Annotated in this window: 24 protein-coding genes; 6 read left to right on the top strand and 18 right to left on the bottom strand. The window is 62.6% G+C overall.

What is annotated here, in order from left to right; all coding sequences use genetic code 11:
• Positions 1 to 28: 28 nt before the first annotated feature.
• From B5G40_RS06680 to B5G40_RS06620, 13 genes are all read right to left on the bottom strand, one after another.
• Positions 29 to 1,858, bottom strand: coding sequence for a WG repeat-containing protein (locus B5G40_RS06680; protein WP_158099489.1), 1,830 nt, complete (start codon positions 1,856 to 1,858; stop codon positions 29 to 31).
• Between the two features lie 52 nt (positions 1,859 to 1,910).
• Positions 1,911 to 2,264, bottom strand: a complete 354-nt coding sequence (locus B5G40_RS06675; RefSeq protein WP_087399132.1) for a hypothetical protein — start codon at positions 2,262 to 2,264, stop codon at positions 1,911 to 1,913.
• Entirely contained in the window at positions 2,257 to 2,676 is a 420-nt protein-coding gene (gene mscL, locus B5G40_RS06670) for a large-conductance mechanosensitive channel protein MscL (RefSeq protein ID WP_087187285.1), read from the bottom strand. The genes B5G40_RS06675 and mscL overlap by 8 nt, the downstream gene beginning before the upstream one ends.
• Positions 2,677 to 2,728: 52 nt before the next feature.
• Complete coding sequence (gene serS, locus B5G40_RS06665) at positions 2,729 to 4,030, bottom strand: serine--tRNA ligase (protein WP_087399131.1); 1,302 nt, start codon at positions 4,028 to 4,030, stop codon at positions 2,729 to 2,731.
• Between the two features lie 173 nt (positions 4,031 to 4,203).
• Positions 4,204 to 4,755 carry a hypothetical protein gene (locus B5G40_RS17325; RefSeq protein ID WP_242959310.1) on the bottom strand — a complete coding sequence of 184 codons (552 nt, stop codon included), beginning with the start codon at positions 4,753 to 4,755 and terminating at the stop codon, positions 4,204 to 4,206.
• Complete coding sequence (locus tag B5G40_RS06655; RefSeq protein WP_087187287.1) at positions 4,752 to 5,642, bottom strand: ParB/RepB/Spo0J family partition protein; 891 nt, start codon at positions 5,640 to 5,642, stop codon at positions 4,752 to 4,754. Before B5G40_RS06655 ends, B5G40_RS17325 begins: the two co-directional genes overlap by 4 nt.
• Positions 5,643 to 5,644: 2 nt before the next feature.
• Positions 5,645 to 6,430, bottom strand: coding sequence for a ParA family protein (locus tag B5G40_RS06650; RefSeq protein ID WP_087399130.1), 786 nt, complete (start codon positions 6,428 to 6,430; stop codon positions 5,645 to 5,647).
• A gap of 186 nt (positions 6,431 to 6,616) precedes the next feature.
• Complete coding sequence (locus B5G40_RS06645) at positions 6,617 to 7,423, bottom strand: ParB/RepB/Spo0J family partition protein (RefSeq protein WP_087187289.1); 807 nt, start codon at positions 7,421 to 7,423, stop codon at positions 6,617 to 6,619.
• Between the two features lie 102 nt (positions 7,424 to 7,525).
• A complete protein-coding gene (locus B5G40_RS06640) occupies positions 7,526 to 8,215 on the bottom strand; it encodes a response regulator (RefSeq protein ID WP_087399129.1) in 690 nt (229 codons plus the stop codon).
• A 3-nt stretch (positions 8,216 to 8,218) separates the two neighbouring features.
• The gene (locus B5G40_RS06635; RefSeq protein ID WP_087267569.1) at positions 8,219 to 8,575 is read right to left on the bottom strand and encodes a helix-turn-helix domain-containing protein; all 357 of its coding nucleotides are present in this window, start codon (positions 8,573 to 8,575) and stop codon (positions 8,219 to 8,221) included.
• 174 nt (positions 8,576 to 8,749) lie between these two features.
• Entirely contained in the window at positions 8,750 to 10,006 is a 1,257-nt protein-coding gene (locus B5G40_RS06630; RefSeq protein WP_087399128.1) for a peptidylprolyl isomerase, read from the bottom strand.
• Positions 10,007 to 10,162: 156 nt separating this feature from the next.
• On the bottom strand, positions 10,163 to 11,020 hold the full coding sequence (locus tag B5G40_RS06625) for a YitT family protein (RefSeq protein WP_242959308.1): 858 nt from the start codon (positions 11,018 to 11,020) through the stop codon (positions 10,163 to 10,165).
• Positions 11,021 to 11,054: 34 nt separating this feature from the next.
• Positions 11,055 to 12,710: an S-layer homology domain-containing protein gene (locus B5G40_RS06620; protein ID WP_087399127.1), complete on the bottom strand. Its 1,656-nt coding sequence runs from the start codon at positions 12,708 to 12,710 to the stop codon at positions 11,055 to 11,057.
• A gap of 257 nt (positions 12,711 to 12,967) precedes the next feature.
• On the opposite strand from B5G40_RS06620, the gene B5G40_RS06615 reads away from it, so the two are divergent.
• The 5 genes from B5G40_RS06615 to B5G40_RS06595 all read left to right on the top strand — a co-directional run bounded on the left by B5G40_RS06615 (position 12,968) and on the right by B5G40_RS06595 (position 18,683).
• Positions 12,968 to 13,540, top strand: a complete 573-nt coding sequence (locus B5G40_RS06615; protein WP_087187293.1) for a xanthine phosphoribosyltransferase — start codon at positions 12,968 to 12,970, stop codon at positions 13,538 to 13,540.
• Positions 13,541 to 13,659: 119 nt separating this feature from the next.
• Positions 13,660 to 14,928, top strand: a complete 1,269-nt coding sequence (locus B5G40_RS06610) for a BMP family ABC transporter substrate-binding protein (RefSeq protein ID WP_087399126.1) — start codon at positions 13,660 to 13,662, stop codon at positions 14,926 to 14,928.
• A 107-nt stretch (positions 14,929 to 15,035) separates the two neighbouring features.
• Positions 15,036 to 16,616 carry an ABC transporter ATP-binding protein gene (locus B5G40_RS06605; protein ID WP_087399125.1) on the top strand — a complete coding sequence of 527 codons (1,581 nt, stop codon included), beginning with the start codon at positions 15,036 to 15,038 and terminating at the stop codon, positions 16,614 to 16,616.
• On the top strand, positions 16,609 to 17,694 hold the full coding sequence (locus tag B5G40_RS06600; protein WP_087399124.1) for an ABC transporter permease: 1,086 nt from the start codon (positions 16,609 to 16,611) through the stop codon (positions 17,692 to 17,694). Before B5G40_RS06605 ends, B5G40_RS06600 begins: the two co-directional genes overlap by 8 nt.
• Entirely contained in the window at positions 17,694 to 18,683 is a 990-nt protein-coding gene (locus B5G40_RS06595) for an ABC transporter permease (protein ID WP_087326395.1), read from the top strand. The genes B5G40_RS06600 and B5G40_RS06595 overlap by 1 nt, the downstream gene beginning before the upstream one ends.
• Before the next feature lie 365 nt (positions 18,684 to 19,048).
• Here the strand turns inward: B5G40_RS06595 and B5G40_RS06590 are convergent, their stop codons facing one another.
• The 4 genes from B5G40_RS06590 to B5G40_RS06575 are packed head-to-tail and all read right to left on the bottom strand — an operon-like array spanning position 19,049 to position 21,875.
• A complete protein-coding gene (locus tag B5G40_RS06590) occupies positions 19,049 to 19,804 on the bottom strand; it encodes an XdhC family protein (protein ID WP_087399123.1) in 756 nt (251 codons plus the stop codon).
• The gene (gene yqeB / locus B5G40_RS06585) at positions 19,792 to 20,595 is read right to left on the bottom strand and encodes a selenium-dependent molybdenum cofactor biosynthesis protein YqeB (protein WP_087399122.1); all 804 of its coding nucleotides are present in this window, start codon (positions 20,593 to 20,595) and stop codon (positions 19,792 to 19,794) included. Before yqeB ends, B5G40_RS06590 begins: the two co-directional genes overlap by 13 nt.
• Complete coding sequence (gene yqeC, locus B5G40_RS06580) at positions 20,583 to 21,299, bottom strand: selenium cofactor biosynthesis protein YqeC (protein WP_087399121.1); 717 nt, start codon at positions 21,297 to 21,299, stop codon at positions 20,583 to 20,585. Before yqeC ends, yqeB begins: the two co-directional genes overlap by 13 nt.
• 3 nt (positions 21,300 to 21,302) lie before the next feature.
• Complete coding sequence (locus tag B5G40_RS06575; RefSeq protein ID WP_206407219.1) at positions 21,303 to 21,875, bottom strand: manganese efflux pump MntP; 573 nt, start codon at positions 21,873 to 21,875, stop codon at positions 21,303 to 21,305.
• Between the two features lie 113 nt (positions 21,876 to 21,988).
• Between B5G40_RS06575 and B5G40_RS06570 the strand changes: the two genes are divergently transcribed.
• Positions 21,989 to 22,432: a nucleoside deaminase gene (locus B5G40_RS06570; RefSeq protein ID WP_087267535.1), complete on the top strand. Its 444-nt coding sequence runs from the start codon at positions 21,989 to 21,991 to the stop codon at positions 22,430 to 22,432.
• Between the two features lie 395 nt (positions 22,433 to 22,827).
• Here B5G40_RS06570 and B5G40_RS06565 read toward each other — a convergent pair whose 3' ends face one another.
• Positions 22,828 to 23,247, bottom strand: a complete 420-nt coding sequence (locus B5G40_RS06565) for a hypothetical protein (protein ID WP_087267532.1) — start codon at positions 23,245 to 23,247, stop codon at positions 22,828 to 22,830.
• Between the last annotated feature and the right edge of the window lie 75 nt (positions 23,248 to 23,322).

The raw sequence follows: 23,322 nt of genomic DNA, 5'->3' as shown, positions 1-23,322 counted from the left end.
GAGGGGAGGGGATGTGGAAAACCAACCCTTAGTTCAAGGTGATCCGGTAGGCGGCGCCGTCCATACCCACGAAGGCCTGCCCGTTTTCATCCACCGGCCCGGTCCAGTCGAAGATCTGGGGGGTGACGGGCTGGAAATTTCGGTCCAGGTAGTAGGTGCCGCAGGGGAAGTAGTTTCCGGTGAGAGTGATGTTCTGGCCGTTGTAGGAGGCGGCGGCGGCAGGTACGGCGGAGCCGTCGGCGGTGAGCCAGATGCCGTCGGACGCCCCCACGGCGGAACTGTAGAAGTAAGGGCCGCCCCGGTGGCGGAGCTGGGGATAGGAGCAGGGGATCACCAGCTTGCCGGTGGTGTCGATGACGCCCCAGCCGCTGTCCTTCCGGACCATGGCATAGCCGTCGGCAAAGTGCTCCACGCTGTTGTACTGGGCCGGGATGACCCACTGGCCCTTGGTGTTCACAAAGCCGTACAGCCGGGCGCTCTCATCCAGGCAGGGGGCCAGTCCGTCGCTGAGCACGTCCCAGTGGCCGCCGCCGGTGAGGGTGGCAATGGAGGCGCCGGTCCGGTCGTGGAGGATGGGATCGGCCCCGTAGGACGCCTGGCTGATAAACAAACCGTCTCCCAGCAGCTTGCAGGACCAGTTGGGGATAAAGGGAACGGCGGCCCAGTCCTTGGTGCTGTCCGCCACGGCGTAGCTATCGTCAGCGGCCTGCATCATCACCAGGCCGTCCTCGTTGGCGTCCAGGAACACCATGCCCTCCTCCGGGGTGTACCAGCTGCCGTCGGCACGGTACAGGGCCCAGTGGTCCTCGTAGGTCACAGGGAGCAGGGAGGAGGTGGACCAGCTGCCCTCGGCCTGACCGCCCTTCAGATCCAGGGCAGTAAGGGTATAGCGGCTGTCGTCCACCGTCTTGAGGGTGAATTCCTGGCGCAGCTCCGGCCGGATGAGCCGGGCCGCCATGGTGGCCATCTCCGCCCGGCTCAGGGTACCGTTGGCCCGGAAGGTGCCGTAGTCGTCGGTGCCGGTGAGAATGCCCGCCTGATAGAAGGGGAGGACCACATCTTTGGTCTCCTCGGTGGCGTCGGGGAAGTCGGTGATGTCGTTGATGGGCTCCAGCAGATCGCCGGACACCAGAGAGAGCAGCTTTACAAAGTCCAGCCGGGTGGCGGTTGTGCCCAGATCGTTGACCTGGTTGGGACCGGTATGGAGCACCATCTCCAGATAGTAGGCGGTGTTTCGGCTCCAGTTGCCGGGAGCGGGCCGCCACAGGGCGTCCCACAGATCATCGTAATACTGCTGGTAGTTCTGACTGTGGAAGTCAGGCTGGAAGTAAAACGGCGGCTTCCAGCTCTGGGTCTGCCGATTGAGGGTGCCGGTGTAGCTGGTACCGTTGAGGGTGAGGGTGACGGCCTGGCCGTGGGCGGCTTTCCAGCTCTCATCCAGATTGAAACAGAGCTGGAGACTCTTTTCATCCAGCCAGAAGCCGGTGTCACTGTTTTCGTGGAGGCCGACGGAGGTGCCATCGGCCCGGGTGAGGACGAGCTGCCCCCAGGTTTCGGGGGCTTCGGGCAGAGTGCCGTCCCCGCCGTTCAAGATATGGTGGATGCGGGCGGCCAGGGTGGCAGCCTCGCCGATGGTGACGGAGCGGCTGGGAGAGAAGTTTCCGCTGCCGGTGCCGTTGAGCAGGCCGGTGACGTAGCACAGACCGGCGGCGTCGGTATACCAGCTGCCGCTGGCCACGTCCGCAAAGGCGGCGGGTTCCCGCACAGCGGGGAAGGAAGCCTCCACATCGGTTTGGGCGGCCAGGGCAGGCGTTACAAGCAGTGAGCCGGTCACGAGCAGGGAAAGCAGTCGTTTCATAGCGCTTACCTCCGTTTCACGGTGGGACATAAGGTCCCGGGGCTTGTTCCATTCAGATACCGAAGTTGGCCAGCAGGGGAGGGAACCCCAGCACCAGGCTTACCACAAAGCCCACGGCGCAGAGTACCGCCAGAATGGCCATAGACACCTTCCGGGAATAGGTGCTGTCCGGATGGCGGGCCAGATAGACCGAGATGGCGAAGATGCCGGCAATGCCGGGGCAGGCGAAGAGGGGGGCGATGCCGGTGAGGTAGTTTCCCTGGTTGAAGAAGGGGTACACGTTGAGGATCACAAAACCCACCATATAGACAATGCCCACCCAGGCCATAATGCGCTTGACCGGGGAGGCGGGAACATAGGGTTCCCGCTCCTCCCGGTTGGTGTTGTTGTCGGGCCGGTCAGTCATGGTTCTGCTCCTTCAGCAGATCCCGGATCTCCGTGAGCAGCTGCTCCTGGGTGGTGAGCACAGGCTCTGCCGGAGCGGTCTCGGCGGCCTCCTCCTTTTTGCGGTGGAAGCGGTTGATGCCCTTTACCAGGCAGAAGATGACAAAGGCCATGATGAGGAAGTTGACCACCGCCTGGATAAAGCTGCCGAAGGCGATGGTGGCGCCTCCCAGCTGGAAGGTGAGGGCGGCGAAGGTGGACTCGCCGATGAACAGGCCCACGAAGGGCATAAGAATGTCGTTGGTCAGGGAATCCACGATGGTCTTGAAGGCGCCGCCGATGATAACGCCGACAGCCAGATCCATCACGTTGCCACGGGCAATAAACTTGCGGAACTCGGCCATAAAGCCTTTGGTTTTCTCTTTTGCGGACATTTGGTACTCCTTTATTCTGTGCGGGCTGCCACAAGGGCCGCCCCTACGTTCATTAGTGCTTGGGCACCAGCACTTCCTTGCCGCCCATGTAGGGGCGCAGGACCTCGGGAATCTTCACGCTGCCGTCGGCCTGGAGGTTGTTCTCCAGGAAGGCGATGAGCATACGGGGAGGAGCCACCACGGTGTTGTTCAGAGTGTGGGGCAGGTAGGTGCCCTTCTCGCCCTTGACGCGCATCTTCAGGCGGCGGGCCTGGGCGTCGCCCAGGTTGGAGCAGGAGCACACCTCAAAGTACTTCTGCTGACGGGGAGACCAGGCCTCGATGTCGCAGGACTTGACCTTCAGGTCGGCCAGGTCGCCGGAGCAGCACTCCAGCTGACGGACGGGGATGTCCAGGGAGCGGAAGAGCTCCACAGAGTAGCGCCACATCTGCTCGTACCACTTCATGGAGTCCTCGGGCTTACAGACAACCACCATCTCCTGCTTCTCGAACTGATGGATGCGGTACACGCCCCGCTCCTCGATGCCGTGAGCGCCCTTCTCCTTGCGGAAGCAGGGGGAGTAGGAGGTGAGGGTCTGGGGCAGCTTCTCCTCGGGGATGATCTGGTCGATGAACTTGCCGATCATGGAGTGCTCGGAGGTACCGATCAGATACAGGTCCTCGCCCTCGATCTTGTACATCATGGCGTCCATCTCGGTCTGGCTCATAACGCCCTCCACCACATTGCCGTGGATCATGAAGGGGGGCACGCAGAAGGTGAAGCCTTTGTCAATCATAAAGTCCCGGGCGTAGGCCAGCACAGCCTCGTGGAGGCGGGCAATGTCGCCCATCAGATAGTAGAAGCCGTTGCCGGACACGCGGCCGGCGGCGTCCATGTCGATGCCGTCGAAGGACTCCATGATCTGAGTGTGGTAGGGGATCTCATAGTCGGGGGTGACGGGCTCGCCAAAGCGCTGAACCTCCACGTTGCAGGAATCGTCGGGACCAATGGGCACGGAGGGGTCGATGATGTTGGGGATGACCAGCATGATCTTGCGGATCTCCCCGGCCAGCTCGGTCTCCCGGTTTTCCAGGAAGGCCAGACGGTCAGCGTCCGCCTTGACCTCGGCCTTCAGGGCCTCGGCCTCGGCCAGCTTGGAGGGGTCCTTCTTGGACTGGCCCATCAGCACACCCACCTGCTTGCTCTTGGCGTTGCGGGCGGTACGCAGATCCTGGGCCTCCTGGATGGTCTTGCGGTTCTCAGCGTCCAGAGCGATGACCTGGTCCACCAGGGGCAGCTTCTCGTCCTGGAACTTCTTCTTGATGTTTTCCTTAACGATCTCGGGGTTCTCACGAACAAACTTGATATCCAGCATGGTGTGATACAACCTTTCTGATGTGTGATAGGGAAGAGAAGGCAGGCGGTTTTGTTCCGCCTGCCGTTTCACGTGAAACAATGTGCGGGGCAGAATGTTGTGACAGGTGGCCCAAGCCTTCTGCTCGGCTATCATGTCTTCGGTAAGGTGGGCGTTATATCCCACTAAACCGTTTAATACAGGGCTTCGTAGATCTCCTGATAGCGGTCGTAGGGGGAGAAGCGGTCGTTGTCGGTGATGCTCTCCTTGGGCAGGTACTCCGGCAGCTCTTCGCCCATATCCTCAATGAGGGTGCGGGCCTGGGTGTAGCGGCCCCGTACATAGGCTTCGTTGATCTGCCAGAACCAGTCCATGGCCTGGCTGCTTTTGGTCAGGTCCTCATTCTCCTGCTCCAGCGCCTCCAGACGGTCCTCCTGATCCCGGATGGTCTGCTGGTTGTCGGAGACAGCGGATTGCAGATCTTCCACCTGCTTGGTCAGGGTCTCATTCTGGGCAATGGTATTTTGCAGGGACTGGGTGGCGGAGTTGGAGGTCTCCTGCAGGTTGTCGATGGCCTCCTGATTGGCCCGACGCTGCATGAGGAAGGACATGAGCAGCAGCAAAAAGGCCGCTGCGAACAGGATCATCAGATAGAAGAGCACCGGGTTGCGCTTGGTCGGCTTTTCATGCTCGGCCTCGTGCTGGAGGCGGCTGCGCTCCTGCTTCTCGGCATCGGGTTTGCTCAAAGGTCGGCACCTCCCTGATTGGAGGAAGGCAGCTGTTCCAGCAGGTCCAGCAGCGTATTCAGATCCTCCGGATTATAGTATTCCAGTTCTATTTTACCCTTTTTCTTGCCGCTGATAATGTTAACCTTGCGGCCAAACCGGGCGGCCAGGGATTTTTCCGCCGCCCGCAGGTAGATGGACAGGTCGGGGCCGGGCGGGGGAGAGGGGGGCTCCTTTTCGCCGGCCGCCAGCCGCTTGGCCAGGGCCTCGGTCTGCCGGACGCTCAGGTCCTCGGCAATGACCTTCTGGGCCAGCTTCTTTTGCAGCTCGCCGGTGGGGGCGGCCAGAATGGCCCGGGCGTGTCCGGCGGACAGCTTGCCCTCCTCCAGCAGCTGGTGGACGGGATCGGGAAGAGCCAGCAGACGCAGGGCGTTGGCCACCGCCGGGCGGGATTTGCCCACCCGCTGGGCCACCTCCTCCTGGGTGAGGCCGTACTCGTCCATCAGGACTTTGTAGCCGTTGGCCTCTTCCACCGGGTTCAGGTCCTCCCGCTGGAGGTTCTCAATGAGGCCCAATTCCATGACCTTCCGGTCATCGGCCTCGATGATGACGGCGGGGATTTCGGTGAGGCCCGCGATCTTGGCGGCCCGCCACCGGCGCTCACCGGCGATGATCTGATAGTAGCCTGAGGCCAGCCGCCGCACAGTCAGGGGCTGAATGACCCCGTGGGTGCGGATGGAGTCGGCCAGGTCCTGGAGGGATTCTTCGTCGAACCGCTTCCGGGGCTGTTTCAGGCCAGGTTCCACTTGGGAGATGGGGAGGGAGAGGGAACCACCCTCCTGGGACTGGAGGGCGGCGTCGCCCAGCAGCGCGCCCAGGCCTCTGCCCAGGCCGCGTTCCAATGCCATAGTCATTCGCTCCTTTCTTCCCGGGTAATGGCAAATTGGTTGTGTTCCAGCAGCTCGGCCGCCAGGGCTCCATAGGCCTCGGCCCCCCGGGAATAGGGGTCATAGGCCTGCACCGGCTTGCCAAAACTGGGGGCCTCGGACAGACGGACGTTGCGGGGGATCACCGTGGCGTACACCTGACCAGGGAAGTGGCGCTTGACCTCCTCCGCCACCTGCATGGACAGATTGGTCCGCCCGTCGTACATGGTGAGGATGACTCCTTCCAGTCCAATTCTGGGGTTGAGGGACCGCTTGACGATGCGGATGGTAGAGAGTAGGTCGCTCAGTCCTTCCAGTGCGTAATATTCGCACTGTACCGGCACCAGCACGGAATCGGCGGCGCACAGGGCGTTGAGGGTGAGCAGCTCCAGAGAGGGGGGACAGTCAATGAAGATATAGTCATAGTCTGACTCCAGGGTATCCAGGGCGTTTTTCAGCAGATACTCCCGGTGGTCGGCGGTGATCATCTCCACCGTGGCGCCTGCCAGAGACTTGTTGGCGGGGATCACATCCACATAGGGAGTGGACACCACGGCCTTGTGTACGTCGGCGCCGTTGAGAAGCACATCGTAGATGTTGGGGGAGATGGTCTTGTCCACACCGAAACCGGAGGTGGTATTTGCCTGGGGGTCAAAGTCGCAGACCAGCACCCGCTGGTCCAGCTTTTTCAGGGCGGCGGCCAGGTTGACGCAGGTGGTGGTTTTGCCCACCCCGCCCTTCTGATTTACAATAGCGATGGTTTTTGCCATAGCGCACCTGCCTTTTTCTTGTAAAGGTTCAGGCTCTATTATATCCCCTTGCCTGACGCAATTCAACAGCAAAAGAAAAAGAATGGTTGTTCCTTAAGTTGTTTCACGTGAAACACAGCTTAATTGTCAAACAGAAAAAGGAGTGTTTCACTGTTTCACGTGAAACACTCCAAAAGAGAGGGAAGGCTATGATTTGGGAATGGTAATGGTCAGCTGGATGGAGTCCGCCGTCTCCTGGCGTTTGCAGTTGGCGTTCACCCCGGCGCTCTTCATAATGGACAGCCCACGGGTGACGGTGTTGAGGAAGAGCCGCACATCCTTAATAATAAAGGCGGGCTTCTTTCGGGCGGGCTTGTCCGGGGCGGGGTGGAGCAGCTCCTCCACATATTGCTCGGTCTTGGCCACCGTCAGGCCCTCCTCCGCCACATAGCGGGCAGCCGCCTCCTGGGCGGCGGGGTCGTCCAGTTTCAGGAGGGCCCGGGCGTGGCGCTCGGTGCAGCCGTGCTCCCGGAGGACCGACAGGGCGGCAGGGGGGAGCCGCAGCAGCCGCAGCTTATTGGCCACGGCGGACTGGGACTTGCCCACCCGTTTGGCGGCCTCCTCCTGGGAGAGCCGGTAGGTCTGAATAAGAGAGGACAGGGCGGCGGCCTCCTCCACAAAATCCAGGTCCCGGCGCTGCAAATTTTCCACCAGGGCCAGCAGGGAGGACTCCTGCCCGTCTACACTGACAATGATACAGGGCACTTCGGTGAGCCCCGCCAGCTTGGAGGCCCGCAGACGGCGTTCTCCCGACACCAGCTCCAGCCCGGTGCTTGTCCGGCGCACCGACAGGGGCTGAAGCACCCCGTGCTCCTTAATACTGGCAGCCAATTCCTCCAGCCCGTCCTGGGCAAAAACCTTTCTGGGCTGGGCCGGATTGGGGGAGATGGCGGAAATGGGCATAAACTGGACCCGGTTGCTTTCAAACAGGCCCTTTCGACGTAGCAGCGGCATAAAAGCGCCTCCTTCGCGGTGGTAAGTAGTTGGTCTGACTATAGATTACCATATTTTTCCGCAAAAGAGGCCTAAGGGTGTCGAATGGGAAATATTTTCCATTTACCCGCCGCCCTGGTCCAGAGCCCGGGCCAGGTGTCGGAGAAAGATCAGATTGCTGGGCCGCTGGGGCGGCAGGCCGCCCATCAGGTCGATGTAAGCCGGGCGGGCGGCGGCGTGGAGCTTGTCCACCATGGAGCGGATGTTCTTTTCCACGCTGCCGTAACAGGTACGCTGACCGGCAATGGTGGGGGCGTAAGCCTCCTTCAGCAGGGCGTTGGGGTGCTGATGGAGGACCACAGCGGCCCGTGCAGCCGCCTCCATGCCCAGGCCGGAGGCTCCCATGGAGGACAGCAGTTCCAGAGCCTGACGCTCCAGAGGCGCGCCGCAGAGGAACTGGAGCAGTTCCGGCAGGGCCTGGACGTTGACCGGCTTGACCAGATAGTAGCTGGCGCCCAGGGAGAGGGCGCACCCCACCACCCCCTGGTGGGAGATCTGGGAGGTGACCACCACCACAGGGCCATCCCGCCGCCGGCCCATGGCCCGCAGCACCCCCAGCCCGTCCAGGTTGGGCATGACCAGGTCCAGCAGCACCGCGTCGGGCTGCAGCAGGTCTATGAGGGCCAGGCACTCCAGCCCGTCGGCGGCCACACCGCACAGGGAGAGCCCAGGCAGCCGGGGCAGGGCTTCGCTCAGCAGCCGCCGGGCGGCGGGGTCGTCCTCCGCCACCAGCACCCGAATGTGGGCAGCCATGCCCTATTCCTCCGGGCCCATGGCCTCTGCCGCCTCCAGGGCCAGCAGAAGCATATGGGCGGCCAGTTCCCGGTCCAGCGGAGAGGTCTGGCGCAGATGGCGCTCCAGCCGATCCACCGCCGGGTCCTCCGGCGGAGTGCCGTGGGCCAGGAAGTCCAGTCCTACTCCCAGCACCTGGCTCATTTCGACAAAAATAGACATAGACATACACTTTTTACCCTGCTCAATGTCGCTGACGTACTGAGCTGTAATGCCAAGCCGCTCGGCCAGCTGTTCCCGGCTCATGCCCAGCTGGGCGCGGGAGTTCCACACCCGTGTGCCCACTTCACCCAGCCACCGCTTTTTCTCTTGTTTTTCCACAGCAGCCACCCCGCATATCTGAGGATATCCCAACTATAGATATAGGGTGTCACAACTCAGTATTTTTACAAGAAACTATCGTTTTAAATCAAATAATTATAGTTGAAAGAATGAATAAAAAACGCAGCAGCCGGGACAAAGCCGGGCTGCTGCGTGGGGATGCGAAAAAGGGCCTCAGGCTGCGGGGGAGGCGGAAGGCTCCGCCGCGGGGGATTCGGTCTCAGGAGCGGGGCTCTCGGTCTCTGCCGAGGGGCTGGCAGAGGCGGCGGCCTCGGCCTCGGCCTGCTGCTCCTCCTGCCACTCCAGGACCATGTTCATCATGAAGTCGTAGAAGGCCTTGGGGTCCAGGTTCTTATAGGCGTCGGTGGTCTCCACCTTGGCGTCCGCCGTCCACTGGTCCAGCAGCTGGTTCATGGCATAGTCAGTGTAGGCGGTGCGGGTCTCCTCATTGTCGGCGTCCTGCCGCAGCAGGATGTGGTAGCCGTAGTCGGTCTCCACGGGCTGGCTGATCTGGCCCACCTCCAGCTCGGTACCGGCGGTGACGAACTCGGTGACCAGGGAGCCGCTGCCGTCCACCATGGCGCCGGTGGACAGGAAGGTGTAGCCCTCAGGCTTATACAGCTCGCCGGTGGTCTCGTCCCGGCCGTCGTCGCTCTTCTCATTCATGGCGGTGTCGAAGGCGGCGGCGGGATCGGCGGCAGCGGTGATCTCAGCATACAGGGCGTCGGCCTCCGCCTTGGTGGCCGCCTTCTCCTCATCGGTGGGATCGGAGCCGTCGTCGTGCTGGGGGAAGGCCAGCAGGATGTGCTTGCAGCTGTAAATGCCCTCGGAATCGATCATGTTCCGGATGTCATCATCGGTGGGGTCCAGCTCGCCGGACTCCTTCAGGGACTCCTCCAGGCCGGACACCAGGTAGTAGGCGTCGTTCAGGCCCAGGTAGCCCTCCCGGCTGATGCACTGCTGGTCCAGCCATTCCTGGGTGGTCAGGCCGTAGTAGGCCTCATACATGGCGCCCATCTGGTCCAGCTGCTCCTCGGCCTCGGCCCGCTGATCCTCGGTGACCACGATGCCCGCCTCGTCGGCATGGTTGGCAACGGCGGCGTACAGCTTGCTGATCTCCAGGGCCTGCTCCTTCAGATAGTCGGCGGTGGGCTGGCCCTCGATCTCCTCCTCCCAGGCCTCGTCGTCGGCCAGATAGCCGGCGCTCTTGGCAGTGGAGATGCTGGTCAGCAGCCAGTACAGGTACTGGTCAGCGGTGACCTCCCGGCCGTCCACGGTGAAGAGCACGGTGTCCCGGCTCAGGCCGGTGGCCTGGTAGGCGATGTCGTCGGCAGCGGGGGTGGGCTGAGGCTCCGCCGTGCTGCAACCGGCCATGGCCCCGGCCAGAAGCGCGCCGCTCAGTCCGGCGCACAAGAGTTTCTTCCAATTCATATCTCGTTCCTCCTTGTGATTGCCGGACTGTTCCGGCGAAACAGCACTAGTGTACACCTTTTTGATGGCGCAGGCAAGAAAACCGGGGCGGCGTTTACTGAAAATTCACAAACGCCGCCCCGGCACGGGGGGTATGGATCTATGGCTGTTCCGCCCTTACGCCCGCAGGAAGCCCTTGCCGAAAATCTCGCTGGAGTTGGCTACGATCATAAAGGCGTGGGGGTCCACCTGCTTCAGATAGCGGCGCAGGGTGACCGCCTGCCTGCGGGAGAGAACGGTGAGCACCACATGGTGGACGTCGTGGGTGTAGGCTCCCTGAGCGGTCCAGATGGTGGCGCCCCGCACCAGGGTGTGGGTGACGTAGTCACAGACGTGTTCCGGGTCGGAGGTGATGACAAAGAAGGCCTTCCGGCGGTTGAGGGACTCGATGGCCGAGTCCACCAGCACCGACTTGAGGGCCAGACCCAGCAGGGAACACAGGCCCGCTGTGGCGTCAAAGACGAAGAGGGCGGCAGCGGCAATGGCCACGTCCGAGATGAGCAGGGCGGTGCCCACGTCCAGACCGGTGTACTTCTTCAAAATCATGGCGGCGATGTCGGTGCCGCCGGAGGAGGCGTCAATGTTGAACAGGATGGCGGCCCCCAGGGCGGGCAGGATGACGGCGAAGAAGAGCTCCAGCATCAGCTGGTCGGTGAGGGGGGCGGTGAGGGGCCACACCCAGGAGAACACCTGGATCAGGCCCGCCGACAGCAGGGAGCAGTACACCGTCCGAAACCCGAAGCTCTTGTCCAGCATGATGAACCCCAGGATGAGAAAGAGCACATTGATGATGGTGTTGTAAGAGGAGGCCGACAGGACGGGGAACACCTTGCCCAGCAGGACGGACAGGCCGGACACACCGCCCATGGAGAAGTTGTTGGGGAATTTGAAGCAGTAGACGCCCACGGAGATCATGACCGTGGCCACGTTCATCCAGAAAAATTCCTTCCAGAATCGCTTTTTGTCCGATATCATGTCCATCTCTCCTTTTCGTCAGGGGGGAGTCCTGTCATCGGGCGGCCTGGACGGCGCTCCACACGTCGTATCCGCTGCTGGCGGGGATGGTGCCCACCCGCCACAGGGATACCCCGGTGATGCCGAACATTTTGGCCAGCTGGAGCTTGTCCGCCACGCTGCGGGCGTCCTCATACCACACTTTGTAGCGCTCCCCCTCTTCATTGGTGTAGATGGCGTAGGGATTGCGGTACTTGTCGCTGTAGGTCACCACCGTGTCCGGCTGGGCCAGCCGGGCGGCCAGGGTGGAGGCGCCGGGGTGGTAGATGGTGGTGTCCAGGAGTTTTCCGTCCTTGTCAATGTGGAACCCGGCGCTGCCGAAGGAGATGGCCAGGGTGATCTTGCTCACATCCTGGACGCCGGTATCCGGATCGGTGATATCCCGCAGGGCCTCGTACACGCTGGCAATGGGGGTGACGGGGGAGTCGGTGTTGCCGGTGCCCACATAGGACTCGGGGATGGAGGTCCACTGGTAGTCGTGGGCCATGAGGATCGCCTTGTCGCACACCTCACCCAGGCCCCGGTAGTCAAAGCCGGTGTACCAGGTGTCGGGCTGGACGCACACATACAGGGTCTTGCTGTCGGGCAGCGCGGCCCGCAGCTCCTGCATGAAGGTGACATAATTCTTCTTTATGGTATCCCCCTTCAGCCCCTCAAAGTCGATGGTCAGGCCGGCGTAGTCCCCGGCGGCGGCCACCAGGGCGTCAATGGCCTGGGCCCGGGCGTTGGAGTTGTTGACCACAGCGGCCACGGTGGAGGTGGTGGAGCCGTCGGCCAGGGTCACCGAGTCGGTGGCAGAGCCAAAGACGCACAGGTTGTAGTCCACCCCGTGGCTGGTAAAGTAGTCGGTGGCGGGGGTGGGATCGGAGGGTTTCACCCAGTCGTTGCCGTTTGCGCTGGTGGAGTTGAGGGTGGGGCCGTTTTCGCCGTACTCCAGCCGGGCCCAGCCCACGCTGACGGCGTCCATATCGGCGGTCAGGTTGATCTGGGAGTAAGAGGAGAAGGCGTAGAAGCCGTGGAGCCAGTCCACCTTGGAGATGTACCGCTCATATACCCGCACCAGCATGGTGGCGGCCTCCTCCCGGGTGGCGGAGTGGGAGGGCAGGAACTTGAGCTGACCGTTGGGGCCGGCCACCCCCTTGATCATGCCGATGTCATAGGCAATGGCGATGTAGCCCGCGCTGCTCTTCACATCGTCAAAGGGGAGGGACAGGGAGGACAGATCCTGGGCCAGGGTGTCGTACCCCAGGGCCCGGACCAGCATCACCGCCATCTCCTCCCGGCTGATGAGATCCAGGGGCCGGAAGGCGCCGTTGGGGTCCATCACGTCGTGGGCCCGGGCGGTCTCCACCGCGGAGTAGTACCACTCCTTGGTGCCGCAGTCTATGTAGGAGGGGGAGGACGGGGAGATCATGTCCCAGTCAAACATCCGGCACAGGACGGTGACAAATTCCGCCCGGGTGATGTCGTCGCCGATGCCGAACCGGCCGTCGGGGTAGCCCTCCATCAGGCCGTAATCCCGGGCCTTGTCGATGTCGGCCTGGGCCCAGTGGCCGCTGGTATCGGAAAAAGCCCGGGCGGCGGGGGAGAGGGGTGCGGCGCAAAGCAGTAAAACGGCGGTGAGAGCCGCCGCACAGATCCGGCGCTTCATGAAAAAAAGACCTCCTTTATCATGGGTAAAACAGGGAATTGGGTCTGACATCTATTATTTTAACAAAGGAGCAGGCAAAGTACAACGAAAAACGGAGGGCCTCCCGGGCGGGAGGCAGAAAAAAACCCTGTATAAATCAGACAAAATGAATAAAAAGGGGTGACGAGAACGCTGTTTTTTGATAGAATATGGTCAGTTGCAGAGGGATGCAGAATTCGATACAATAAAAATGAATTTTTTGTTAAGGAGACGGCGATATGAAATTGCTGGAAGATCGCATCCGCACCGACGGCATCATTCGGGAAGGCGGCGTGCTGAAGGTGGACAGCTTCCTCAATCATCAGATGGATGTCAAGCTGTTTCAGGAAATGGGTAAGGAATTTTTGCGTTTGTACAAGGACTGCGGGGTTACCAAGATTTTGACCATCGAGGCATCGGGGATCGGGATCGCGTGTGTGGCCGCGCAGTTTTTTGATTGTCCGGTGATCTTCGCCAAGAAGAACAAGACCAAGAACATCGCCGGCGACGTGTACACCTCCAAGGTGGAGTCCTTCACCCACGGCAAGGTGTACGATATCATTGTGGCCAAGCAGTTCCTGCTGCCCGAGGATCGGGTGCTTATCATCGACGACTTCCTGGCCAACGGCTCCGCCCTCCAGGGCCTCATCAAGCTGGTGCGGGACGCCGGGGCTGCCCTGGTGGGCGCCGGTATCGCCGTGGAGAAGGCCTTCCAGCCCGGCGGCGACCTGATCCGCGGCATGGGCGTGCGGGTGGAATCTCTGGCTCGTATTAAGAGTATGAGCGTAGAGGACGGCGTGGAGTTCTGCTAAACATCCGCCGTATGGGGTGCGCTGTGGCCCCTTTGTGTGTTCAGACCAGCCTGTGGGGAAGCAGGCTGTTTTGAAGGAAAGAATGGAAGATTTTGTGGATCAAAGGAGGAAACTTGGACATGAAGAAGAGAAAACTGCTTGCACTGCTCCTGGCCGGCGCCATGATGGTGGGCCTGGCTGCCTGCGGCGGCGGTGGGGACAGCGAGACCCCCGCTGGCGGCGAGACCACTTCCGGCAGCACCGAGACCCCCTCTGGTGAGGGCAAGACCGTCAAGGTGGGCCTGATCTGCATCGGCGACGAGAACGACCAGGGCTACACCTACAACTTCATCCGCGGCAAGGAGGCCGTCACCGAGAAGCTGGCCGCCAAGGGCATCACCGTGGACTGGCAGGTCAAGTGGAACATCGGCGAGGACTCCTCCTGTGAGGACGCCAACATCGAGCTGGCCGAGGCCGGCTGCGACCTGATCATCAACAACTCCTACGGCTTTGAGCCCTTCATGCTGAAGGTGGCTCCCGACTACCCCGAGATCGAGTTCATCGCCTGCACCAACCAGGCTTCCTGGAACGACGGCCTGGACAACACCCACAACGCCTTCGCCAACATCTATGAGGGCCGCTACCTGGCCGGCGTGGTGGCCGGCATGAAGCTCCAGGAGATGATCGACAACGGCGAGATCACCGCCGACCAGGCCGTCATCGGCTATGTGGGCGCCTACTCCTTCGCCGAAGTGATCTCCGGCTTTACCGCCTACTACCTGGGCGCCAAGAGCGTGTGCCCCAGCGTGACCATGAAGGTCCAGTTCGTGGGCTCCTGGTCTGACGCCTCTGAGGAGGGCAACGCCGCCCAGGCTCTGTGCGACGCCGGCTGCGTCATGATCTCCCAGCACTCCGACAACACCACCCCCGCCACCGCCGCTCAGAACAACGGCGCTTTCCACACCGGCTACAACAACGACATGATCTCCGTGGCTCCCGATTCCTCCCTCATCGGTACCCGCATCGACTGGTCCGTGTACTTTGAGTACGCCATCGAGGCCGTGGCCAACGGCGAGGAGTTCGACCAGGATTGGTGCCACGGTATGGACGAGGGCGCTGTGGTTATGACTCCCCTGAACGAGGATATCGCCGCCGAGGGCACCGCTGAGAAGCTGGCCGAGGTGGAGGAGCAGATCCGTTCCGGCGAGCTGCAGGTGTTCGACACCTCCACCTTCGCCGTAGAGGGCCAGCCCCTCACCACCTGTATGGCCCTGGATACCGACGGCGACTTTGTGGCCGATGACCAGGAGGCCGTGTTTGACGGCGCTTTCCATGAGTCCTACTTCCAGTCTGCGCCTTACTTCACCGTGCAGATCGACGGCATCGAGTGGCTCAACTCCGCCTATTGATGACCTTAACCCAAAAGAGGGCTGCACACGCAGCCCTCTTTTCTGTCCTTTCCCGGGAAATCCCGTAAAGCACCCACCCACGTCTCATCACAGGAAGGATGACAGCCTTGGAAACTGTCCATGCAATCGAATTGAAACACATCACCAAACGCTTCGGCAAGGTGGTGGCCAACGATGGCATTGACCTGGCCATCAACCGGGGGGAGATCCTCTCCCTGCTGGGAGAGAACGGCAGCGGCAAGACCACGCTGATGAATATGCTCTCCGGCATCTACCTCCCCGATGAGGGAGAGATTCTGGCCGACGGCAAGCCGGTGACCATCCGCTCTCCCAAGGACGCCTTTGCCCACGGCATCGGCATGATCCACCAGCACTACAAGCTGGTGGAGGTGTTTACCGCCGCCGAGAACATCGCCCTGGGCCTGAAGAGGAAGGAGCACGACCGCAAGGCGGTGGCCGCCCAGGTCCAGGCCATCAGCGACAAGTACGGCTTCGGCATCGACCCCAACAAGAAGGTATACGATATGTCGGTGTCGGAGAAGCAGACGGTGGAGATCGTCAAGGTGCTCTACCGGGGGGCCGAGATCCTCATCCTGGACGAGCCTACCGCCGTCCTCACCCCCCAGGAGACCGAGCGGCTCTTCAACATCCTCCGGGCCATGAAGGCCGACGGCAAAGCCATCGTCATCATCACCCACAAGCTCCACGAGGTGATGGCCCTGTCCGACAAGGTGGCGGTCCTCCGCAAGGGCAAGTACATCGGCACCGTCAACACCTGCGGCACCAACCCCCAGAAGCTCACCGAGATGATGGTGGGCCACGCCGTCACCCTGAACATCGACCGGCCCCAGGCCAAGTACAAGGACCTGCGGCTGGAGGTGAAGGGCCTCAACTGCCTGAGCGGCGAGGGCCTGCCGGTGCTGAAGGACATCTCCTTCCAGGCTTTCGGCGGCGAGATCCTGGGCATCGCCGGTATCGCCGGTTCCGGCCAGAAGGAACTGCTGGAGGCCATTGCCGGCCTGCAAAAGGCGGACTCCGGCCACATCTTCTACTATCCGCCCCACCCTGAAAGCGACATCGCCGGCCGCCATGTGCCGGTGGACAAGGCGGGGGAGGAGCTGGTGGGCAAGACCCCCGGCCAGATCCGCAAGGTGGGCGTCTCCCTGGCCTTCGTGCCCGAGGACCGGCTGGGCATGGGCCTGGTGGGCGGCATGGGCATGGTGGACAACATGATGCTCAAGACCTACAAGGACACCCCTGGCCCCCTGGTGGACCGGAAGACCCCCAAGGCTCTGGCTGAAAAGCTCATTGACGAGCTGGAGATCGTCACCCCCGGAGTGGCTGCCCCGGTGCGCCGTCTGTCCGGCGGCAACGTGCAGAAGGTGCTGGTGGGCCGTGAGATCGCCTCCACCCCCACCGTGCTCATGACCGCCTACCCCGTCCGGGGCCTGGACATCAACTCTTCCTACACCATTTACCGGCTGCTCAACGAGCAGAAGATGAAGGAAGTGGCGGTGCTGCTGGTGGGTGAGGACCTGGATGTGCTGCTGGAGCTGTGCGACCGGATTCTGGTGCTGTGCGGCGGCCAGGTGTCCGGCATTGTGGACGGACCCACCGCCACCAAGGAGCAGGTGGGCCTGCTCATGACCCATGTGGGCGGCGGAAAGGAGGGAGAGGACCGTGCATGAATCCAATACACCCCTGATCCGCCTGGCCAAGCGGGACTCAATGCCCAGGGGACAGGTGTGGGCCATCCGCGGGGCCTCCTTCCTGGTGGCCATCCTTATCAGCGCCCTTATCTTCCTGCTCATGGGCCACAACCCCTTCGGAGCCTTCGGCACCATGGTGGGCGGCTCCCTGGGCAAGCCCACCGCCATTCGGCAGACCGTGAAGATCGCCGTGCCCCTGCTGGGCACCGCGCTGGCCATCGCCCCCTGCTTCAAGATGCGCTTCTGGAACATCGGCGCCGAGGGCCAGATCACCGCCGGCGCCGTGGGCGCCTCCTACTTCGCCCTGTTCTGGGCGGATAAGCTGCCCGGTCCCGCCCTGCTGGTGGTCATGGCCGTGGCCGGCGCCATCTGCGGCGGCCTGTGGGCCCTGGTTCCCGCCTTCTTCAAGGCCAAGTGGGGCACCAACGAGACCCTGTTCACCCTGATGATGAACTATATCATGATCGGCGTGGTGAAATGGCTCCAGGGCGGCCCCTGGGAGGGCCGTCCCGGCTCCCAGATCATTCCCCAGTTTGACTCTGCCGCCGTGCTGCCCAAGGTGCTGGGGGTCCACTGCGGCTGGATCATCGTCCTGGTCCTGACGGTGGCCATGTTCTTCTACATGAAGTACACCAAGCAGGGCTATGAGATCGCCGTCATCGGCGAGAGCGAGAACACCGCCCGGTACGCCGGTATGAACGTGGGCAAGATCATCATGCGCACCATGTTCCTCTCCGGCGCCATCGCCGGCCTGGTGGGCTTCATCGTCTGCTCCGGCGCCGACAACACCCTGTACTCCGGCGTGGCCGCCGGTGTGGGCTTTACCGCCATCACCGTGGCCTGGCTGGCCCAGCTCAATCCCTTCGCCATGGTGGGCATCTCGGTGCTGCTGGCGGTGCTGGACAAGGGCGCCGACACTCTCCAGACCCAGCTCTCCGTGCCCGCCTCCATCTCGGACATCATCACCGGCATCTTCCTGTTCTGTATGCTGGGCTGTGAGTTCTTCATCAACTACCGCCTCATCTTCCGGGGCAGCCATAAGGAGGTGGCCAAGTAATGGATATCAACAGCAACGCGGTCCTGCTCCTGATCATGGCCGCCGTTCTCAACGGCGTGCCCCTGCTCTACGGCACCCTGGGTGAGATCCTGTCGGAAAAGGCGGGCAACCTGAACCTGGGCGTGGAGGGCATGATGTTTATGGGCGGGGCCATGGGCCTGGGCGCTGCCTTCTACTTCGAGGGGGCCGGCGGCACCAGCGGCGTGCTGGCCGTCATCCTGGCCCTGTTCTTCGCCTTCCTGGGGGGCGCCATCGGGGCCCTGATCTACTCTTTCCTCACCATCACCCTCCGGGCCAACCAGAACGTCACCGGTCTGGCCCTGGCCATCTTCGGCACCGGCGCGGGCCAGTTCATCGGCGAGTATATGCGGGTGACCTCCGGCGGCTATGTGGCGGTGAGCAACGACCTGAAGGCGGTTTTCCTCAATTCCCCCTTCCCGGCGGCCCTGCAGGAGCTGCCGGTGGTGGGACCCCTGCTCTTCGGTCACAGCATCTTCCTCTACCTGGGCATCGTGCTGACGGTGGGGATGCACCTGTTCCTCAATAAGAGCCGGGCGGGCCTGTCCCTGCGGGCGGTGGGCGAGTCCCCCGCCACCGCCGACGCCGCCGGCGTCAACGTCACCCGGTACAAGTACCTGGCCACCGTCATCGGCGGCGGTATCTCGGCCATCGGCGGCATGGTGTACATCATGACCATCGCCAGCTGCGTGTGGAACCACGAGGCCCTGTCCGGCGAGGGCTGGCTGGCGGTTGCCCTGGTCATCTTCTGCCTGTGGCGGCCCCTCAACGCCATCTGGGGCTCCATCCTGTTCGGCGCGCTGATGATCCTGTACCAGCGGCTCCACCTGGGCTTTATCCCCGACGAGCTGTACAAGATCCTGCCCTATGTGGTCACCGTCATCGTGCTGATCTTTACCTCCCTGCGCAACAGCAAAGACAAGCAGCCCCCGAACTCCCTCGGTTTGCCTTACTTCCGGGAGGAGCGGTAAGCCGGATTGATTGCCAGTGTAAAAGCTGCTTGTCTTGGGACCCGCCGCAGGCGGGACGCGCCTTGGCGCGCGGGCCGGGGGAATTCATTTTCCCCGGCCGCAAATAGAAATCGGGAGGGTCCCCGCGGGACAGGTCCCGTGGGGGTCAAGCAGCCGCCAAACTCCCTCGGTTTGCCCTATTTCCGGGAGGAGCGGTAACAAAATCAAAGAGCGGCCCCGCTGCACAGCGCAGCGGGGCCGCTCTTGCTACCGCTCACCCCCATCGGACCGGCAGTGAGCAGGGTGATGAGCCACAGGGAGGCTGCCGAGCCGCCGAAGGATTGGTCCGGCGCTCTCCGGCCGGGTCACCGGCGGCTTCTGTACGGTCAGATTTTTTTCGGCGTAAAGCGGACCTTCACCCGGCCGCCGCACACCATGCCCAGCTCGGCGGCGGCGTGGGACAGGTCGTACTCTACGACCTCCTCCTGTCCGCCGGACTGCCACAGCGCCAGGGCGTGGTTTTTGGCCTCATACTCCACGGCGCCGCCGCCGATGGTACCGGCGCAGCTGCCGTCGGGGTGCACCAGCATCCAGGTGCCCACACCCCGGGGGGCGGAGCCGTGCTTCTCGATGATGGTGCACAGCACCCCGGACTCCTCCGGCGGCTTGACAGCGCCGGGGCCCCGCTGGGCGCGGACCTGGATCAGCTGGGCGGCAATGGCCACGGCGATCTCCGCCGGGGTCTGGCCCCCGATGGACAGGCCGATGGGGGAGTATACCCCGTCCAGTATTTCCTGGGAAAAGCCCTCCTCCCGGAGAGCCTTGTACACGGCGGCCACCTTGGTGCGGCTGCCGATCATGCCTACATAGGCGTACTGCCCCCGCAGCACCTGTGCCAGGCAGTCCTTGTCAAAGGCGTGGCCCCGGGTAAGAATGGCGAAATAGTCGCTGTCCCGGCTGCCCAGCTGGTTGAGGGCCTGGTCAAAGGGCATACACAGCACCTGATGGGCCATGGGGAAGCGGCCGGCGTTGGCAAACTCCGGCCGGTCGTCAATGACGACCACCTCAAACTCCAGCCGGGCGGCCACATAGGCCAGCTCCAGGGAGACGTGGCCGCCGCCGCACAGAATCAGTCGTTCCACAGGCGCAATCTCCTTCCAAAGTACAAAATACCCTCCAGCACGCCGCCGCCGATGGCCCGGGCCTTGTCCGACACGGTGAAGCAGTGGCGCACCTCGCACCGGGGATCGATGTCACCGGACTTCATCCCGGCGGTCACCGGGATACCGGCGGGGAGCATCCCCCGGACGATGCCGGTGAGCTGGGCGGTGACGGGGATGCCGTTGACTTTTGCCACCACGTCCCCCAGATTGACCTGCTGGCCGATCTGAGCCACCGGCTCAAAGGGCCCGTCGGCGGGAGAGCGGATAATGCGCTCCTTGGTGTAGCCTCCCACGTCGCCGGGCACGCCGGTGTTGGGGATGGCGGACCCCTCCAGGATGAGTCGGCCCAGATCGTGGCCCCGCTTGGTCTCAATGACGCCGTGGCAGTCGGTGCCGGCGGTGAAGCCTGGGCCCAGGGCCAGCACGATGGGGGCGTCGCTGATGGTGGTGCCCAAATTCTTTTTGGCCAGAATGGCGTCCACCACTACCATAAAGGGCAGCTGGGCCAGGATGGCGGCCTGGGGGTCCACCAGCACCGGGATCTCCCCGGCGGCCAGAATGTCCCTGACCTGGTCCCGGTTTTCCGCCTTCCGGGCGGTAATTCCCTCCACGGTGGTTTGACCGTCGTAGATACACTGGGAGAAGGCCACGGTTCGCCGCACCGCCGTGGGCTGGGCAATGTCCGTCATGACCACCTGAAAGCCCGCCCGGTACAGCCGCACCGCCGTGCCGGTGGCCAGATCTCCTGCGCCTTTCACTAGAATAAGCATGATCCGCCCCGCTCCTCTTCTTTGTAGTAAGTAATGGGGCTGTGGATGCCTTGCTGGGCCAACAGCCCCTGAATTTCCGTGCCCCAGGTCCACCGCTGATCGTCGTCCGCCTTGTTCAGCAGACAGCGGAAGGCCATGGCTTGTCCCACGTCTTTTCGTCCGCCCAGAGGGCTGGACAAAATGGCCGCCACGTCGGCGGGGGTGATTTTGTGGTCGGGCTCCACCCCCAGCAGGGCGCATACCCGCTCCGGCCGGTGGCAGATCACCTCCACAGGTTTGCCCAGGCTGTCCAGGCCTGCCGACGCGATAACGGCGTGGCAGGAGGGAGGGATCACCGGCTCATGGTCCGCCGGAGCCTTGAGAGGCCGCAGCTTGGCCCCGTCGGCCTCAATGAGTACCACGTCGGCCAGCTCCAGACAGGCGGCGGGATCTGCCGCCCCGGTGAGTTTGCCCCGGCTGTCGTAGGCCCCCAGGGTGACCACCCGGTGCTTCTTCAGCAGGGCGGCCAGCTGGGCCAGATCCCCCGCCAGAGGCAGGCCGGGATGGGGAAGGATGTGGGTGGTGGTGGTAACCACCGCCTTCCGCCCGCTGTCCGCCGCCTGTTTGGCCATGGCGTACATGGTGGACGACTTGCCGCCGCCCCCCACCAGGGCCACCATGCGGTGGACCGCCGGGTCCAGGTCCAGACGTTCCCAAATGCCCACGGTTCAGCCTCCCATCGTATGCTCCACCAGAATTTTAATGCCGATGCCCACCAGTACCAGACCGCCCACCAGTTCAGCCCGCCGCTGGAACAGAGCCCCCAGCCTACGGCCCGCCAGACCGCCCACCACAGACAGCACAAAGGCCACCACGCCGATGACCACAGCGGAGAGGAGCACCGGCACATTCATAAAGGCCATGGACACGCCCACGGCCAGAGCGTCGATGCTGGTGGCGATGGCCAGCAGGCACAGCCGCCGGGCGGACAGGTCGGAGGGGGCTTCCTCCTCCTCGCCGGCGCCGTGGCGCAGGGCGCCCCATACCATCCGGCCGCCGATGATAGCCAGCAGGGCGAAGGCCACCCAGTGGTCCACCGCCTCGATGTACTGACTGACGCTGGTGCCCAGCAGCCAGCCGATCAGCGGCATGGCAAACTGGAAGCCGCCGAACCAGACCCCCATTTTCACAGCCTGCCGGCCGCCGAAGCCGGGAATGGAGATGCCGCTGGACACCGAAACGGCAAAGGCGTCCAGGGCCAGACTGACGGCGATGAGGAAAATTTCGACCAAAATAATCACCTGCAAAAAAGTTAGGTTTCCTTCAAATAGTATAGCATAGCCTTTGAAATTATGCTATAACAAATATAAGGACACATGACCACAAAAGCCGTGTGAGAGAAGGAGGAGAGCGGATGGAGCATCGGGATTACATGGCCCGCGCCCTGGAGCTGGGCCGTCAGGCCATGGAGGAGGGCGAGGTGCCGGTAGGCTGCGTCATCGTGAAGGACGGCGTGGTGGTGGGGGAGGGCCGCAACCGGCGGGAGACCGCCCGCACCGCGCTGGGCCACGCCGAGATCGAGGCCATCCATCAGGCCTGCCGCACCCTGGGGGGCTGGCGGCTGACGGGCTGCACCCTGTACGTCACCCTGGAGCCCTGTCCCATGTGCGCCGGGGCCATCGTCAACGCCCGCATCCCCGCCCTGTACTACGGGGCCAAGGACGACAAGGCCGGGTGCTGCGGGTCGGTGCTCAATCTGTTTGAGGAGCGGTTCAACCACCATCCCCGCATCTACGGCGGCCTGATGGAGGCGGAATGTACCGCACTGCTCCAGAGCTTTTTCCAGAATTTGAGGTAAAGAAGACGGCTTTTTTGTACATTTAATCAAATTGTAACAAACAGAGCTACTTTTTTTAACAACCCACTGTTAGGATATCACTTGCAAGAGACAAAGCTTCTTTTCATTCTATCCTCCAATCATAAGAAATGGGCAGCGAGCGCAACGCTGCCCGTTTCGCTTTTCTTCACAGGATCTTTACAGAATGGATGGCAGATTTAACGGAATTGTAACACCTGGGGATTTTTTCGTTAACATCTCTCCGGTATCATAATCCTTGCAAGAGACAGTTTCTTTTCATTTCATTGTATCCTCTTTCCTTCGGCAGGGGCCGGGCGCCAGGAGCGGGCGTCCGGCCTCTGCCGTTTTTACAAAAAACCGCGGCAGACGGGGGTTCCGTCTGCCGCGGCACAGGTTCAGGTCTTCTCAAAAACCAGACTCTGGTCGTTCTGCTCCAGGGTCAGGACCCCGTCGGAAAAGGTGACGGGCAGTTCCTCGCTGTCGGTGGCAAAGGTAATGGCGCCGTCCTTCTGGCTCCAGGTGCCCGAGATGGTCTCCTGCCGGTTCAGCTCCGGCATGGCGGAGTCCATAACAAAGGTGCCGTCGGCCTTCACCTCCAGCTGGATAGAGATCTGGGTGCCCATGGTTTCGCTCAGCGCATCGGCGTCCAGATCCAGCCCGGCGGCGGAGATGTGCTGCAGGCGGTAAATGCCCACCACGTCGGCACTGGTGTCGGTGGGAGCGGGCTGGGAGGAGCTGCCGCAGGCAGTCAGCCCCACGGTCAGAAACAGCGCTGCCAACAGGGGCAAAAGGAGTCGGGTTCGGATCAGCTTCATGAGGTCCTTCCTTTCTCGCTGGTATGGCAGGGGGGACGGTGTTTTCTTAATAGGGACCCATTATAGCACGAAGGG

The sequence above is a fragment of the Flavonifractor sp. An9 genome, assembly GCF_002161245.1.
In the GTDB taxonomy this organism is placed as follows: Bacteria; Bacillota; Clostridia; order Oscillospirales; family Oscillospiraceae; genus Flavonifractor; species Flavonifractor avicola.
This window is presented reverse-complemented; position numbering and strand designations above follow the sequence as displayed.

Bases quoted from the DNA above. Each gene is read 5' to 3' on its own strand.
- B5G40_RS06680 (WP_158099489.1), bottom strand. From the start codon at position 1,858: ATGAAACGACTGCTTTCCCTGCTCGTGACCGGCTCACTGCTTGTAACG.
- B5G40_RS06675 (WP_087399132.1), bottom strand. From the start codon at position 2,264: ATGACTGACCGGCCCGACAACAACACCAACCGGGAGGAGCGGGAACCC.
- mscL (WP_087187285.1), bottom strand. From the start codon at position 2,676: ATGTCCGCAAAAGAGAAAACCAAAGGCTTTATGGCCGAGTTCCGCAAG.
- serS (WP_087399131.1), bottom strand. From the start codon at position 4,030: ATGCTGGATATCAAGTTTGTTCGTGAGAACCCCGAGATCGTTAAGGAA.
- B5G40_RS06655 (WP_087187287.1), bottom strand. From the start codon at position 5,642: ATGGCATTGGAACGCGGCCTGGGCAGAGGCCTGGGCGCGCTGCTGGGC.
- B5G40_RS06650 (WP_087399130.1), bottom strand. From the start codon at position 6,430: ATGGCAAAAACCATCGCTATTGTAAATCAGAAGGGCGGGGTGGGCAAA.
- B5G40_RS06645 (WP_087187289.1), bottom strand. From the start codon at position 7,423: ATGCCGCTGCTACGTCGAAAGGGCCTGTTTGAAAGCAACCGGGTCCAG.
- B5G40_RS06640 (WP_087399129.1), bottom strand. From the start codon at position 8,215: ATGGCTGCCCACATTCGGGTGCTGGTGGCGGAGGACGACCCCGCCGCC.
- B5G40_RS06630 (WP_087399128.1), bottom strand. From the start codon at position 10,006: ATGAATTGGAAGAAACTCTTGTGCGCCGGACTGAGCGGCGCGCTTCTG.
- B5G40_RS06625 (WP_242959308.1), bottom strand. From the start codon at position 11,020: ATGATATCGGACAAAAAGCGATTCTGGAAGGAATTTTTCTGGATGAAC.
- B5G40_RS06620 (WP_087399127.1), bottom strand. From the start codon at position 12,710: ATGAAGCGCCGGATCTGTGCGGCGGCTCTCACCGCCGTTTTACTGCTT.
- B5G40_RS06615 (WP_087187293.1), top strand. From the start codon at position 12,968: ATGAAATTGCTGGAAGATCGCATCCGCACCGACGGCATCATTCGGGAA.
- B5G40_RS06610 (WP_087399126.1), top strand. From the start codon at position 13,660: ATGAAGAAGAGAAAACTGCTTGCACTGCTCCTGGCCGGCGCCATGATG.
- B5G40_RS06595 (WP_087326395.1), top strand. From the start codon at position 17,694: ATGGATATCAACAGCAACGCGGTCCTGCTCCTGATCATGGCCGCCGTT.
- yqeB (WP_087399122.1), bottom strand. From the start codon at position 20,595: ATGCTTATTCTAGTGAAAGGCGCAGGAGATCTGGCCACCGGCACGGCG.
- B5G40_RS06570 (WP_087267535.1), top strand. From the start codon at position 21,989: ATGGAGCATCGGGATTACATGGCCCGCGCCCTGGAGCTGGGCCGTCAG.
- B5G40_RS06565 (WP_087267532.1), bottom strand. From the start codon at position 23,247: ATGAAGCTGATCCGAACCCGACTCCTTTTGCCCCTGTTGGCAGCGCTG.